We start from the raw sequence: 15,342 nt of genomic DNA on the forward strand, positions 1-15,342 counted from the left end.
GCTCACCGCTCGTCGAACAAATGTCCGCGCAAGCGGGCTGCGTATTCGTAGATGGCGCGTTCGGACTGCACGATCGACTGGGTGCTCGGCAGGAAGGCGCGAGGCCTGATCTTCAACCTGCTTCGCGCGAGAAAATCGGTTGGCGCCGGCAGTGGTTGCAGACCGATCGATTCGCAGAGTTCCATCGATCGCGGCATGTGGGCGGCCGAAGTAACGAGGATGAAGGGCTCGGTCGAGACGATCGCCTTAAGGGCTTTGAGCTCGGTGCGCGTCGAGGGTCTCTCCGTGCTATAGGTCAGCATCACGCGCTCCACCCCCAATTCGCGCGCCGCGTCGGCGATGGCGGAGCGCGGGACTTGCGAACCGACGGAAAAGGAGCACGCGACGAGACTTGCGTCCGGGAGCGATCGCACAATCCTCACGCCCTCGGCCAGTCGGGCCAGTCCCGTCAATTGAAGCTGGGCAATGGCCGGAAGATCGGGCCGGCGATGCCGGTCGCCGGCGCCGAGGACGGCAACGAAAGCGGCGCAAGGCAGCCTCACCGCCGCCGACTTCTTCTCAAGCGCCTCGATATCCAGCGGCGGATACCGGCGTTCCAGGGGCAGGAGGAAGACGTTGGCCACGGGACGCAGGCTAAGCGCGAAGGCGATCAGGAATCCCACGATGGCGATGGCCTCGCCGACATGGCCTGTGAATCCCGGAGCGCAGGATAGCGCCAGCCCCAGCGCGATGGCCCAGAACAAGGCGGGCAGAAGCAGCATTTCCCGAGTGACTTCAATCCGATTCGATCAACGACAGACCTAGCAGAGGATTCTCTACCCTGCCGGACTTTCCTCCAACCTGCCGCGTTCCGTCCAGGGGATCGCCTGGAACAATACACGGTTCGCCGCGACGACGTCCTCTTCATGATAGACCCGCGAAACGAACTGAAGGGCGTTTCGACGGAACCCCCGATAGTCTTCGGGTCCCATCGCGACGCACTGCGCTAGCGCGACCCGCCAGGCACCGATATTCTTAAGGGGCAGGTCCCACCCTGCCCCGGCATCTGCAAGGCCCAGCCAGGGTGTCCGATCACTGATGAGAACGGGACATCCCGCACTCAGTGCCTCGGCAATCACATGTCCGAAATTCTCGCCTTCGGTCGGCAGCAGGAGCAGGTCATGGTCGATGAAAAGTTGCCCGACCCGGTCATGGGCAACGGCTCCATGGTGCTTGACCCTGATGTTGCGCGGCAAGTCGGAGATGAGCCGGCTGCATTTATGCCAGTAGGTGGCATCCTTGACGGGGCCGTAGATGTCGAACTGGATATCCCCATCCATCTCGCTCAAGATCTTCAGCGCCCCATGCAGGTTCTTCGTCGGCGATATCTTCGCCAGGAACATCACGCTCAATGTCCCCGCCTGCTTCTCTGGATGCGGCATGCGCTTCCTGTCGCGGATCACCGGTCCCGTCAGGTCAGGCGCAACGACCACCTTGGCCCCGACTCCGAAAACGCGGCGAATATCCTGTTCCTCGAGAGGGCTGCTGGCCTGCCAGACAACATCGCGATATATCCCGAGCAAGCGCGCTACGGCGATATATAGAGTCTTCCTGACAGGTTTTTGCGCGAGGGCGCCCGGCGAGAATTCGCCGCGGCAGGCGACGACAAGCGGAATGCGGCGAGTTGCGCCGATCCACCGCAAAAGCAGGAACTTGCCAGTAAACTGCCTTGAAAAGAAGCTGTTCAGGTAAAGGATATCTGGATCGCTCTTCCGCAGTATCTCACACAGTCTGCGGAGCGAGCGTTCAGCCGGAGCAAGATAGAATACCCGCGCCTTGCCGTTCATATGGCCAATCTTGTCGTGACTTTCGGGATAAGGTACCGGATCGCCGAAATCGCGATCGCGCGTCACTATATCGAACGAGAACTCGTCACCCAGCCGATCGACCAGGTTGGCCAGGGATAGGGTCGGCCCACCGCCCTTGAAGCCCGGGAGATAGAAGTCGGAGGCGATGAGGATCTTCTTCGGCAGGGTGGACAGGTTCGCTTTCATTGCATATCGGCCTTCTCACCGAGCATGCGGCGGAAGCATGTCCGCAGACGCTCCAAATAGGCTCTGTCCGGTAGGGGCATGTTGGCGATCTCGACCGACTGCCTCCAGAGAAAATAGGCGGTCAGGCTATTGACGGTAACGTCGTGAAGCAGTTGGGGGAAAGGGTAATCTGTCTGGACTGCGATGCGGGTCGAGAAGAAGCTGAGCCAATGGCGCCCCTCCTTCCGTTCCCGCGCCACGACGGCGCAATGAATGCGATCGAACACCTGAGGGCCATTCTGCTGGGCCCTGTCGAGGTCGACCATGACGAGGCGTCCATGGCGGTTGCGGAGCAAATTCTCACAATGGAGGTCGCCGTGGAAAAAGCCGACGCGGCCTGCTTCCGGAACCACCATCAGGGCCTCGGCCTGACGCCGCGGGATAGCAGCGACATCGCAAAGCGCCCTTCGGAATGCTTCGAAGGATTGGCCGGAGAAGTGGTCGGGTGACATCTCCCCGCGCAACCCAACCAGCAGACGGTCGATCACCACGCCGTCGCATTGCACCCGGTCCAGCCTCTCGATGGAAAAGACAGGCGTCTCCCCTTCCATGCGACGCTTGAGCGCGTAGTCGACCAGGTCGGCATTGGGACCTTGTCGCAATGTCTCCCACGCTGCGAAGTTCCTCCGCAAGGAACGCTCCGAAAGCTCCCCACAAGCAACCGCATCCACCCAGTCACGGCTGATATACTGGAGAACCCCGGTCGAGGTCAGGTTACTTTGTCCCTTGCCGCGCATGCGTCGCAACGCATCCACAACCGCGGGCGCCTCTGCAATTCGATCATCGACATAGGGGTGCCACGTCCCCGCGTGCCGAATGAGCCACTCTCCAGGGGATCGGAAATCGTGTTTGAGACATAGGGCGGTCAACCGCTTGCCAAGGCGGCTGCGGAACCGACTACCCAGTCCAGCCATTCGGGGACGGTCTCGTCCTTCGCTCGCGCCGTCCAGCAAGGTCTGGATGTGCCCTGAAATCGCCCGCCGAACATCGGCCGGCGACCGATCGGCGTCGACCACCACGACTTCGGGATACATTGGCATGACCTTCCGGTACATGACATTTGAACGCAGCATCACATCGAGCGGATAGTCCTGTTTGCGCCCGTAAGCGACGTCCGGGCCGACCTCGAGATAGAGGGTCAGATCGGGGCGCCAAATCATCCGGGGCCGGATGAGAGCCTTGATCCGGCCCAGCAGCGCGCGACCGCCGGCTCTCTCCCGCGCCAATCGATGACCGATAATGTCGTCATAGAAATAGCGGTCGCACAGGACGAGGCAGCCTCTCCACCTGAAATACATCGCTCGAAAGAGTCGCAACTGCCGATCGAGGATCAGCAAGGAAATCGAAATATACTTCAGCACCGGGATCGAGATCAGAACGGCATTGAGCCGCAATGCCCCTGGTATCCAATATTCGTTGGATCCGAGATAAACCCGCTTCACACCGATGTTGCGATAGGCCGGGTCGGCCATCACGTCCAAGACGGCTGTTGACTTACCGGCGCCGTCGACCCCCACAAAGGCCACCATGAAGCCGCGCTTGCCGGTTCGTGTTAAATGCTCGGTCATCTGAGCGGGCGAGCCGCGCCATCCGTTCTCGAAAAGTGGTCCATGAGTACCTAAACAGACATACCATGTGCATCCGGCCAAGCGCTCTCCCCTCAAGCTCCGGAATCGCCCCACATTCATCGACACCGATTCGAGGGTTGCCCTATAATATCATTCCCCAGCCCATGTCCTGAGGTAACGGATTTACGACCTTGAAGGCAGTCGTCCAGTCATTCGGTGCCGGCAAGACCGAGCTCGTCGATCTGCCGGCACCGCAGGTGCTGCCCGGCACGGCAATTATTGTCTCGCGCCGATCGCTCATTTCGTCGGGCACCGAAAGAATGCTCGTCAATTTCGGCCGCGGATCCATGCTGGACAAGGCGCGGCAAAGGCCAGACAAGGTGCGTCAGGTGCTCGACAAGGTCCGTACCGATGGCGTGGTGGCAACCGTCGAGGCGGTCCGACGGCAGCTCGACCAGCCCATCACACTCGGATACAGCAACGCTGGCGTCGTCGTCGAAGTCGGCAACGATGTCACCTCGTTCAAGCCGGGCGATCGCGTGGTCTCCAACGGACCGCACGCCGGGATGGTGCGGGTACCGGTCAATCTCTGTGCGCCAATTCCGGAAAACGTCGATGATGACGCCGCCTGCTTCGCGGTCGTCGGCGCCGTCGCGCTGCAAGGTGTGCGCTTGGTTGCGCCGACACTTGGCGAAACCGTCGTCGTTATCGGCCTCGGCCTCATCGGGCTCATCACCATCCAGATCCTCAGGGCCAACGGCTGCCGCGTCCTGGGTGTCGACCTCGATGCGCACCGACTCGACTTGGCCAAGACCCTCGGCGCCGATGTTTTCAACGCGAGCCATGGGGGTGACGCCGTCGCGAAGGCGCTTTGGCTCACAGGCGGTCAGGGTGCCGACGCCGTCATCATCGCGACAGCCGCCAGTTCGAATGCGCCATTCGCCGATGCGGCAAAGATGTGCCGCCCACGCGGCAAGATCGTCCTTGTTGGCACTTCGGGCCTGGCGATCAAGAGGGACGAGTTCTGGAAGAAGGAACTGACCTTCGCGGTCTCGCGCGCCTACGGCCCCACCGACCTTGGACACAGCGAGGACTATCCACCTGGACTCGTCCGCTGGTCGTCAAAGCGCAATTTCGAAGCCGTGCTCGGATTGATCGAAACGGGAGGGCTCGACACCCGGTCGCTGATCTCGCACGCGTTCGATTTCGACGACGCGGTCACCGCCTACGACACGCTTGTCGGGCCCGCATCCACCCTGGGCATCGTCCTCCGCTATCCGGCGTTGCCGGCAGAGGAAGCAGCGAAGCGTCGGATTGCCTTCAGCGACAGCACCCCGGTGCATGACCCTCGGGCGCCGAGCCTTGGCTGGATCGGCGCGGGCAACTACGCGTCACGCAAACTGCTTCAGGCCTTCAAGGCGGCGGGCGCTCAGCTTCACACCCTTGTAACGACCGGCGGCACCACGGGAATCCTCCATGGTAGGTCCGCCGGGTTCTCGGTCGCCTCCAGCGACGTGGCAAGTGTCTTAACGAATGACGATATCGGCGCGATCGTCATTGCGACACGCCACGACACCCACGCGACATTCGTGATCGACGCTCTTGGCTCGGGTCGCCACGTTTTTGTCGAGAAGCCGCTCGCACTCGACCTCGACGATGTGGACAGGATCGAAACCGCGTGGCGGACCGCGGCGAAAGCCGGAGCGCCGTGCCTGCTCACGGTCGGTTTCAACCGTCGCTTCGCTCCGCTTGTCAAGCGCGTCAAGCAGCTCCTCGAACGCGCCAGCGAGCCGACGGCGTTCATTTATACATGCAACGCCGGGGCGCTGCCGGCGGGACACTGGACGTTGAGCAGCGACATTGGTGGCGGACGGATCATCGGCGAGGCTTGCCACTTCATCGATCTGCTTCGTCACCTTGCCGGCGCGCCGATCCTGGAGACACAGGTCATGCCGCTGGCGCTTCAACGCGGCGGGAATCCGGATGACGGCGCGGTCATATCCCTGCGGTTCGAGAACCGATCGGTCGGCACGATACAGTATCTGCCGAACGGCAGTTCGCGCTTCCCGAAAGAGCGACTCGAAGTCTTCAATGGCGGTGGCGTTTTGGTCCTCGATAATTACAAGACGCTGCGTGGATATGGCTGGCCGGGTTTTGCGCGTGCCCGGTCATGGCGGCAGGACAAGGGACAGAACGCCTGTGCGGCTGCTTTCGTGGCGGCTGTTCGCGACGGCACCGCGCCGCCGATCCCCGTCGACGAAATATTCGAAGTCGCACGCGTCGTGATCCATGCAGGCGCCGCGATCCGTTCCCGCCAGGGTCCGCTGATGTGAGAGCGAACATCGATCGGTTACGGGTCGCATACCGGCTCGGTCCCACCAACGTCCTGCGTGTCCTGGCCTACCGGGCGGCGGTCTACGGCGCCGTCTATCGGGTCTTGTCACCCCCCGGCGAGCCGATTCGCGGCCCCTTCGTCGCCTTTGACGAAAGCGGGAGTGAACCGACCGGTGGTCCGTCAGGCGACTATTGGACGGCCGAGGCTCAGGCGGTTCTTTCGGGTCGTCACCGGCTTTACGGAAACCACGTTCGCGACCTTGGTTTTCCGCCGGACTGGACATCGAATCCGTTCACCGGCAACGCCGTCATTCCCCAAGGATTGCACTGGACACTGACCGATCCGAAAAGGTCCGGCGAAGACATCAAAGACTATTGGGAACTGTCGCGGTTCGACGGACTCTTGGCATTGACGCTTGGATGGCTGGTCGGTCGGGATCCGTCTATGGCCGCTGGCTGGAACCGATGGCTGACCGACTGGTCGCGCCGCAACCCGGCGAACCTCGGTGTCAACTGGCGGTGCGCCCAGGAGACGAGTCTCCGCTTCTTGCAGTCGGTGCTCTGCGTCGAGCTTCTGGTCATGCACTCGAAGTCGCTCGCGTTGCCGGCATTCGCCCGGTTCGTGGCCGAGCATTGCAGGCGCGTGGCGCTGACCGCGATCTATGCCAAGGCGCAGGATAACAACCACGCCCTATCGGAGGCTGTGGCGCTCTATGTCGGTGGCGGCTGGCTTCTTCGTCAGTGCCATGCTGCATCGGCGCGACGATGGATGGATGCCGGACGCCGGCGGCTTGAGCGAATCGTCCCCCGGCTCGTGTTGCCGGACGGCTCGTTCGCGCAGAATTCAGTGAACTACCACCGGCTTGCGATCGACGTCCTGAGCCTTGCCGAATTCTGGCGCAGACGGTTCGGCGACCGCCCCTTCCGTGAGCCCCATGACGAGCGCTTTCGGGCGGCGGCGGACTGGCTCGATGCCCTTGTCGATCCCCGAAGCGGCGATGCGCCCAACATCGGCGCGAATGACGGAGCTCGCCTTGCGGTTCTCTCTCCGTCGTGCTTCCGGGATTTCCGACCCTCCCTCCAGCTTGCGCAAGCCCTGTCATCGCGGGCTTCGACCCTGCCCGACGGCCCCTGGAGTGAACCGCTGACGTGGCTCGGAATCGCGACGCCGCCGCGACGCTCAACCAACAGAACAAGCCGGCTGTTTGCCGACGGCGCCTACGCGAGACTAGTTGTCAATGACGCCTGGTGCGTCTTGAGACTGCCGCGCTACCGGTTTCGCCCGAGCCATTGCGACGGGCTTCATCTCGATCTTTGGGTCGGCGGCACCAATCTGCTGCGCGATGCCGGCAGTTACCGTTACAGCGCAGAGCCGGAGGCGGCGTCCTATTTCGCCGGCACGTCGTCCCATAACACCGTGCAATTCGACGATCGCGATCAAATGCCGAGGATAAGTCCATTCCTTTTTGGAAACTGGCTCGTACCGGAGGAGGTATCGTTTGACGGCAAGGTTCCGACGGTGCGCGCCAGCTATCGCGATAGTCAGGGCGCCAGCCACCGCCGATCGGTCGCATTGAGCGATGGGTCATGCGTTGTTCGCGACGAGATCGCCGGATTCCGCAAGAAGGCCGTGCTACGCTGGCGGCTGGCGCCGGCGGACTGGAAGCTGACGGGAACAACAATCACCTCCCCGCTGGGATCGCTGACCCTCACATCCTCGCAGCATGCTGTCAGCATCGCGCTTGCGAGCGGCGAGGAATCGCATCACTACCGCGAACGGCATCCGATCCCGGTCGTCGAAGCCGTCTTCGACCGGTCGGCCGAGATCACGACCACCATTCGCTTTGGTGCCTCTGCATGAGGGTCCTCTATTTCCACCAGCATTTTTCGACCCCTGAGGGTGCGGCGGGGCTGCGTGCCTACATCATGGGGCGACGTCTGCTCGAACGCGGCCACCGTGTCACGGTCGTGTGCGGCTCGTATCGGGGCGGCGACACGGGCCTTCGCGGACCGTTCACCCGGGGTGTTCGTCGGGGCAGCGTGGACGGCATCGATGTCGTAGAGTTCGACCTGCGTTACGCCAACATGGACTCCTACCCCCGACGGGTACGGACATTCCTCACCTTCGCGCTTCGCGCCATTCGCCTCGCCCTGACCGAGCGGTATGATCTGGTGTTCGCGACCTCCGCTCCCCTGACCGCCGGGCTGCCCGGAATCTTCGGTCGCTGGTTTCGCGGCAAGCCGTTCGTGTTCGAGGTCAGGGACCTCTGGCCGGCGCTTCCCCGTGCGATGGGAGTCATCACCAATCCGCTCGTCCTCGGTTCGCTCAATTCCCTCGAATGGCTGACCTATCGGTCGGCGCATCGCCTGATCGGACTGGCACCCGGCATTGTCGACGGTATCGCGATTCGCGGCGTCGGCCGCGATCGCATCGCGCTCATTCCCAACATGAGCGACCTCGATCTCTTCAGGAACCGGAGCCCCAGCTGGCGGCCTGACGGGATCGCGGCGAGCGATCTCATGGCGGTCTTCGCCGGCACGCACGGAAAAGCAAACGGCCTGGATGCCGTGCTGGACGCCGCGGCGGTGCTCAGGGAACGCGGCAACACGGATATCAAGATCGTCCTGGTCGGCGATGGGGCCAGCAAGCCTGCGCTTGTCGCCAAGGCGCGTGCCGAGCGGCTCGACAGCATCGTCTTCTGCGATCCGGCCACCAGGGCTCGTATCGCCGGCCTCTTCGCGGCATCGGACATCGGGTTGCAGGTCCTTGCGAACGTGTCCGCCTTCTACGACGGCACCTCCCCCAACAAGTTCTTCGACTATCTGGCGGCCGGCCTACCGGTGTTGACCAACTATCCCGGCTGGGTCGCCGACATGATTTCCACGAATGCCATTGGCCACGTCGTCCCGCCGGCCGATCCGACCGCCTTCGCGAATGCGCTCGAGCGCGCTGAGGCCGATCGCGCCGCGCTTGCCGCCATGGGCCGGCGCGCTCTCGTCCTAGCCGAGGCCCGATTCGACAGCCGGCACTTGTCCGATCGGTTTGTCGACTGGCTGGAAGAGACCGACATCGTCGCCGGCGGCGCGTGACAAGGGCGTTTGCGCATTTCGGAGCAAAGTGAGATATGTGATCCTCCGCTGATCGACCTGCTGGCCAATGGTGTGCCCGGCGGTCGATCTTCGTATTGCGGGACGGATCTTACCGCCGCGACACCAGGCCAGCAGCGCAAGTGTACAGCATCCGAAAACCGACCTTGCGTACCGGCCTCATCATGCTGCACGATCTGGCCGTGACGGTCCTGGCGCTGCTGGGAAGCTTCTATCTCCACTTCGAGCCGTCCGCTCTCGATGAACGTTGGCCCCTCCTGAGGTTCGTCCTCCCTGCTTTCGTCCTCCTTGCCGCCATCGTCTACGCGATGTTCAATCTGGACAGACCGGGATGGCGGTTCGCATCCATGTCCGATCTGACGAACATCATCGCGGCCGCCGCGGTTCTGGCCAGCGCGCTCCTCCTGCTCGACTATGTCCTGGTGGCGCCGAACGTTTACGGCGGCTACTTCTTCGGCAAAAAGACGATCGTCATCTACTTTCTCCTGCAGACAGCCCTGCTTGGCGGTCCGCGTCTCGCCTATCGGGTCTTCCATGAGCACGGCATCCGCAAGCCGGCCGGTGGAAACGTCGCAGCGGCGACGCTCCTGCTGGGCAATATTCGTGACGCCGAAACGCTTCTGCGCGCCTACGAGTTCGAGGCGGCCAGCGGATTGCGGGTCGTCGGCATCCTTTCACCATCGCGTGCCGACCAAAGGCGGTCGGTTCGCGGCGTTAAAGTGCTCGGGGCGCTCGACGACCTGGAAAGCGTGGCGGCCGCCCTGAAAGCCAGGGGCACGACGGTGAAACATGTCGTCTTCACGCCATCGGCATTCCTCGACGACAGTCCATCGGAGGCGATATTCGCCGCCTCGCGCCGCCTCGACATCGCGACGAGCCGCGCGCTGCCGCCGGACAGCAGCTTGTCCTTCAGGCTTGCGCCGATTTCGCCGGAGGAACTGATCCTCCGACCGGTTATCGGCATCGACGCGACCCTTGCCAAACGAGCGGTGAGGGGTCGGGCGGTCGTCGTCACCGGCGGCGGCGGATCGATCGGCGCCGAGATTTGCCGGCGCGTCGTCGAACTTGGTGGCGAGCGACTTCTGGTCGTCGAAAACTCAGAACCGGCGCTGCACGCCATCGTCGAGGAACTCTCACGCCTCACCACCGGTTGCCGGATTGAAGGCCATCTCGCCGATATTCGGGACCGGGACCGGATGTTCGTGCTGTTCGCCGCGTTCCGCCCCGGCTTGGTGTTCCACGCGGCGGCCCTCAAGCACGTGCCGATCCTTGAGCGGGATTGGAGCGAAGCGGTCAAGACGAATGTCCTCGGATCGATCAACGTCACCGATGCGGCGGTCGCGGCCGAAGCCGAGGCCCTAGTGATGATCTCGACCGACAAGGCGGTGAAGCCGGTGTCGGTCCTCGGCGCCACCAAGCGCTTTGCCGAAATGTACTGCCAGGCTCTCGACGCCGAGATCTCCGCGCGCAACGGGAAGCGTCGTTACCCGTCCCGGCTGATCGCCGTCCGGTTCGGCAACGTCGTCGGTTCGAACGGGTCGGTGGTTCCGAAATTCAGGGCACAGATCGAGGCAGGCGGACCGGTGACCGTCACGCACCCCGACATGGTTCGCTATTTCATGACCATTCGGGAAGCCTGCGATCTGGTGCTGAGCGCCGCTTGCCACGCGACGACGGAGCCCCTCGGCGGTGTTTCGGTCTATGTCCTCAACATGGGTCAGCCGATATCGATCGTCGCCCTCGCCAATCGTCTGATCCGGCTGTCGGGGCTCGAACCCGGCCGCGACATCGAGGTGGTTTTCACCGGGATTCGCCCCGGGGAGCGCTTGAAGGAAACCCTGTTCGAGCCCGACAATCCCCAGTTCGAGATCGGGGTGGCCGGGGTCGTTGCTGCACGCCCCGTTTTTCCCCCCGCCGCGACCATTCGGGACGCGCTCGACAGCGTGAGGCAGGCCTTGATCTCCGACCCAGCCAACGTGATGGACCGTATCCGGCGTGTCGTCGGGACGACGAATGATGAAGCCGCTTCCGCTGCGTCGCTCTTGCCCACCGGCGATACGGCGCCGGATGCAGGGGACCATGACGAACCCGGCGTCGGCGGCATGGCGGCCCGGTGAGTATTGATCCTGCATCTGGTACGATCATAACGCGGCCGCCGAGGCCGCGGAGAGGTCGCCGCCCGATGAAGCGTGTCTTTGATCTTGTCGTCGCGCTCCTGCTGCTGATCCTGCTTGCGCCCGTGCTGGTGGCCGTCGGCTTCTTGGTATGGGCTTTCCTTGGCAGGCCGGTATTCTTCGTTCAGCAACGGCCTGGGCTGGGCGGACGCCCGTTTCGGATGATAAAGTTTCGTACGATGGCGGACATTCGGGATTCCGACGGGGAGATCGCTCCGGACGCGCAGCGATTGACGCGACTGGGCGGCTTTCTGCGGCGATACAGCCTCGACGAGCTGCCCGAGTTGTGGAACGTGCTGCGTGGCGAAATGAGTCTTGTCGGCCCGCGCCCGCTACTGATGGACTATCTGCCGTATTACACGGACCGGCAGGCGCGTCGGCATGAAGTCCGACCGGGGATTGCCGGCTGGGCGCAGGTGAACGGCCGCAACGCCCTGACCTGGGACGAGCGGTTCGCCCTCGACGTCTGGTACGTGGACAACAGGAATTTCCGGCTCGACCTCAGGATTCTATGGATGGCGCTCGGTGGGGCTTTCCATCATGAGGGGATCTCCGCGCCGGGACATGCCACCATGCCCCGCTTCGAGAACAGACGGGATCCTGCCCCGTGACAACGCTCCTCCTTGTCGGGGCCAGCGGCCACGGAAGGGTGCTGGCTGATCTTGGAGAGACCCTTGGATTTGTCGGAATTGCCTTCGTCGATGATCGGTGGCCCGAGGTGACAGACAATAACGGCTGGCCCGTCATCGGCGCCACCCGTGATGTCGTACGATTGAGCGGGCAATACGATGCCGTGGTCGTCAGCATCGGCGCGAATGAACCACGCCTCGCCCTGCACCGGAGGCTGATGGAACAGGGCGTCGCGGCATCGACGCTGGTGCATCCATCTGCGGTGATCAGCAGCCGGGCCGAGATCGGTGTCGGATCGGTCGTGCTCGCAAATGTGGTGGTCGGGGCCTTCGCGACCGTCGGCGAGGCGGCAATCCTCAATACGGCCTGCACCGTCGATCACGACTGCCGGTTGGCAGACGGCGTACATATTTCTCCCGGTGTCCATCTCGCCGGCCAGGTTCATGTCGGCGAACGGACATGGATCGGTATCGGAACCTCGGTGCGAGAAGGCGCGGTCATCGGCAAGGGCGTCGTCATTGGCGCGGGCGCCGCAGTGGTCTCCGACATCGCCGACAGCGTCATCGCAACCGGTGTCCCGGCGCGGCCCCGGCAGATCGGCGGAGCCGCCACCTGATGTCCGGGTCCCCATTCTCCCCGTGGCCTGCCTTCACGGAGGAAGAGGCCGACGCAACCCGCGCGGTGATGCTTTCCAACCAGGTGAACTACTGGACAGGGCCGCAGGGCCGTTCCTTCGAGCAAGAGTTCGCGGCGTTTACCGGGACCGCCTGCGCTATCGCCGTTGCCAACGGAACGGTGGCGCTCGATCTGGCATGGATGGCCCTCGGCGTCGGTCCGGGGGACGAGGTGATCGTCACGCCCCGCACATTCATTGCCTCCGTCTCCAGTATCGTTAACACCGGCGCCGTGCCGGTCTTTGCCGATGTCGACCGCGACAGCCAGAACATCACTCCGGAGACGGTCACGCCGCTGATCTCTCCGAAGACGCGAGCCATCCTCACCGTTCACCTCAACGGCTGGCCGTGCGAGATGGACGGCTTTCGCGACATCGCCAATGCCACCGGCGTCAGCCTTGTCGAGGATTGCGCCCAGGCGCACGGGGCTCGATTTCGCGGAAGTCCGGTGGGCGCACTTGGCGACATCGCCGCTTGGTCGTTTTGTCAGGACAAGATCATGTCAACCGGCGGCGAAGGCGGCATGCTGACGACCAACCGTCGCGATCTCTGGTCGAGCGCGTGGTCATACAAGGATCACGGCAAATCGCCGGAGGCGGCTTTCGAGCGCCAGCGTCCGGCGGGATACCGCTGGCTCCACGATAGCTTCGGTAGCAACGCTCGACTGACCGAGATGCAATCCGCCATTGGACGGATCCAGCTGAAGCGGATGCCCGCATGGCACGGGGCCCGCACCCGGAACGCCGCAGCCATTCTCGAGGCCGCCCACAACCATCCTGTCTGGCGCGTCCCCGACATGCCGCCGCACATCGACCACGCTTGGTACCGATGCCACCTTGCGGTCCGGCCGGACAGTCTGAAGAATGGCTGGGACCGGGACCGGATCATTGCCCGGATCAACGCTCTTGGCGTGCCATGCAATGTCGGTTCGTGTCCGGAAGTCTATCGCGAGCGCGCCTTCGACGACACCGGATATCGGCCGGCGCAGCGCCTTGCGGTCGCAAGGGAGCTCGGCGAGACGAGCGTGGTGTTCCTCGTTCACCCGACCCTGACGGTCGAGGAGATCGATCGGACCTGCCTGGCGATTTCGGATGTCGCGCGCGAGGCGATCCGGTAGAGCGCTGTCGGGAGCCCTAAGCGCTGAGCGGCCTGCCCTGCCCCCCAACCAGCGGAAGTCGCCCGCCCTCGAGCGCATGAACGGTCGACATCCTGGTGGCCAATTCCCGATCATGGGTGATCACGATGACCGTCGGTTGAGACGAGAGCGCCTCGATATTGGCGAGCAAGGTCCGCACCGTCCTCTCATCCAGATGATTGGTTGGCTCGTCCAGTATCAGGATCTTGGGGTTGCCAAGCAACGCCCGTGCTATAGCCAGCATTTGATGCTGTCCGCCCGAAAGGGAAACGCCTGCCTTGCCGATGTCGGTATCGTAACCGTCGGGCAGCGTGCGAATGAAGGCGTCGGCGCCCGAGAGCGCCGCCGCAGCCGCCACCTCGGCCGCAGTCGCGGACGGAAATCCGTAGGCGATGTTGGCAGATATCGTGCCGCTGAAGATAAGCGGGTCCTGCAACACGACGCCGACCTGGCGGCGATAGTGGTCGAGCGCCATGTCGGCGAGCGGCTTGCCATCGATGAGGAGCGATCCGCTGTCCGGCTCGTAGAGGCCGAGTAGAAGGCAGATCAGCGTGGTCTTGCCGGATCCGTTGGGACCGATAATGGCAACCGTGGCGCCGGGCGGGACGCTGAGGTCAAGGCCAGCGAGGAGCGGGTCCGGGCCATGCGAGAAATGGATGTCCCGACAGGTGATCCCACCCTCGACGACGTGTTCCAGTGTGCCTCCGGCCGGCGTCTGCCGCTCCGCGGCCAGCGTCCGGGCAATGGCATCCAGTGCGTTGATCCCGGCGAGAACTGATGGCAAGGCGATCCACATCGCCTTGATGCTCGAACCGAGTTGCGCCAGCACGAAGAAATAGGCCGCAAGGGCGCCGACGGTCATCCACCCCATCGCAACCGCGTTTCCGCCAACGATCAGTGTGATGACACTGACGATCGTGATGACGAAGGCCTGGAGCGCGGTATACGCCGTGGCCGTCCAGGCCACCCGGCTGCCCGCCGAGCTTAGCGCGTCGACGTGAACCGCCTGACTCTGCAGTTCGAATGCCTCGGCCCCACGCAGCCGCGTCAATTCGGTCCGACGCAGGGCAGCGATGACGTTCCCGTCGAAGTTTCTGAAAGCGGTTCGGAATCGGTCGACCCGGTGGCGCAGCGCCCGGCCGAGAAAGCGGTTGGCAAGAAAGGTGAATGGTACCATGAGCAGCGTTGACACTAGGAGAGTCGGCGCCACGATCATCAGCACGATCCCGAAGATCAGACTGGTGATCAGCCCGGGAAGAACCACCCCGGCGATCGCGTTGCTGCCGATGTCGAGGCGCTCGGTGTCGTGAACAATCGTATTGTGAAGCGCGGAACGGTCCGCCGCGCTCGAAAACAGACCGGCAAGCTGATAGGCCTTCGCCATCATCTCCTGTCGCAGGTCGCCGATCACCAGCTTGGTGACCCGCAACGAATGGTGACGGGAAAGGAGCAGCATCCCCGAAGAGGCCGCAGCCAGAAACAGGATCACCCCGCAGGGGATCAGCAACTCGATTAGTCCGGCATGCGCCAATATCCGATCGAAGATGACCTTGATCAACCAAGCGATCGGGATCAATAGCAGCGACTGAAGGACGGAAAGCACCACCGAAAAGGCCAATTCCATTCGGAACAGCCAGTAGCGGCGCA

11 protein-coding genes are annotated in these 15,342 nt (G+C 63.3%); 7 read left to right on the forward strand and 4 right to left on the reverse strand.

Features of this window, described 5'->3' with window-relative positions; translation table 11 throughout:
* Positions 1-2: 2 nt before the first annotated feature.
* Genes BLT60_RS13845 through BLT60_RS13855 form a run of 3 tightly spaced genes read right to left on the reverse strand, consistent with a single transcriptional unit; the run spans position 3 to position 3,640 of the window.
* Positions 3-761: an ElyC/SanA/YdcF family protein gene (locus tag BLT60_RS13845; protein ID WP_090877044.1), complete on the reverse strand. Its 759-nt coding sequence runs from the start codon at positions 759-761 to the stop codon at positions 3-5.
* A 54-nt stretch (positions 762-815) separates the two neighbouring features.
* Positions 816-2,033, reverse strand: a complete 1,218-nt coding sequence (locus BLT60_RS13850; protein ID WP_090877045.1) for a glycosyltransferase family 4 protein — start codon at positions 2,031-2,033, stop codon at positions 816-818.
* On the reverse strand, positions 2,030-3,640 hold the full coding sequence (locus BLT60_RS13855) for a nucleoside/nucleotide kinase family protein (protein ID WP_090877046.1): 1,611 nt from the start codon (positions 3,638-3,640) through the stop codon (positions 2,030-2,032). The genes BLT60_RS13850 and BLT60_RS13855 overlap by 4 nt, the downstream gene beginning before the upstream one ends.
* 191 nt (positions 3,641-3,831) lie before the next feature.
* Between BLT60_RS13855 and BLT60_RS13860 the strand changes: the two genes are divergently transcribed.
* The 7 genes from BLT60_RS13860 to BLT60_RS13890 all read left to right on the forward strand — a co-directional run bounded on the left by BLT60_RS13860 (position 3,832) and on the right by BLT60_RS13890 (position 13,677).
* Complete coding sequence (locus BLT60_RS13860; protein WP_090877047.1) at positions 3,832-5,973, forward strand: bi-domain-containing oxidoreductase; 2,142 nt, start codon at positions 3,832-3,834, stop codon at positions 5,971-5,973.
* Between the two features lie 323 nt (positions 5,974-6,296).
* A complete protein-coding gene (locus tag BLT60_RS13865; protein WP_175478431.1) occupies positions 6,297-7,835 on the forward strand; it encodes an alginate lyase family protein in 1,539 nt (512 codons plus the stop codon).
* Positions 7,832-9,064 carry a glycosyltransferase family 4 protein gene (locus tag BLT60_RS13870; protein WP_090877049.1) on the forward strand — a complete coding sequence of 411 codons (1,233 nt, stop codon included), beginning with the start codon at positions 7,832-7,834 and terminating at the stop codon, positions 9,062-9,064. Before BLT60_RS13865 ends, BLT60_RS13870 begins: the two co-directional genes overlap by 4 nt.
* Positions 9,065-9,246: 182 nt before the next feature.
* Complete coding sequence (locus BLT60_RS13875; RefSeq protein ID WP_090877191.1) at positions 9,247-11,199, forward strand: SDR family NAD(P)-dependent oxidoreductase; 1,953 nt, start codon at positions 9,247-9,249, stop codon at positions 11,197-11,199.
* Positions 11,200-11,264: 65 nt separating this feature from the next.
* On the forward strand, positions 11,265-11,867 hold the full coding sequence (locus tag BLT60_RS13880) for a sugar transferase (protein WP_090877050.1): 603 nt from the start codon (positions 11,265-11,267) through the stop codon (positions 11,865-11,867).
* Entirely contained in the window at positions 11,864-12,502 is a 639-nt protein-coding gene (locus BLT60_RS13885; protein WP_090877051.1) for an acetyltransferase, read from the forward strand. The genes BLT60_RS13880 and BLT60_RS13885 overlap by 4 nt, the downstream gene beginning before the upstream one ends.
* A complete protein-coding gene (locus BLT60_RS13890) occupies positions 12,502-13,677 on the forward strand; it encodes a DegT/DnrJ/EryC1/StrS family aminotransferase (RefSeq protein ID WP_090877052.1) in 1,176 nt (391 codons plus the stop codon). Before BLT60_RS13885 ends, BLT60_RS13890 begins: the two co-directional genes overlap by 1 nt.
* A 16-nt stretch (positions 13,678-13,693) precedes the next feature.
* Here BLT60_RS13890 and BLT60_RS13895 read toward each other — a convergent pair whose 3' ends face one another.
* The gene (locus tag BLT60_RS13895) at positions 13,694-15,319 is read right to left on the reverse strand and encodes an ABC transporter ATP-binding protein (RefSeq protein ID WP_090877053.1); all 1,626 of its coding nucleotides are present in this window, start codon (positions 15,317-15,319) and stop codon (positions 13,694-13,696) included.
* Positions 15,320-15,342 lie beyond the last annotated feature (23 nt).

Source organism: Bauldia litoralis (assembly GCF_900104485.1).
Taxonomy (GTDB): domain Bacteria; phylum Pseudomonadota; class Alphaproteobacteria; order Rhizobiales; family Kaistiaceae; genus Bauldia; species Bauldia litoralis.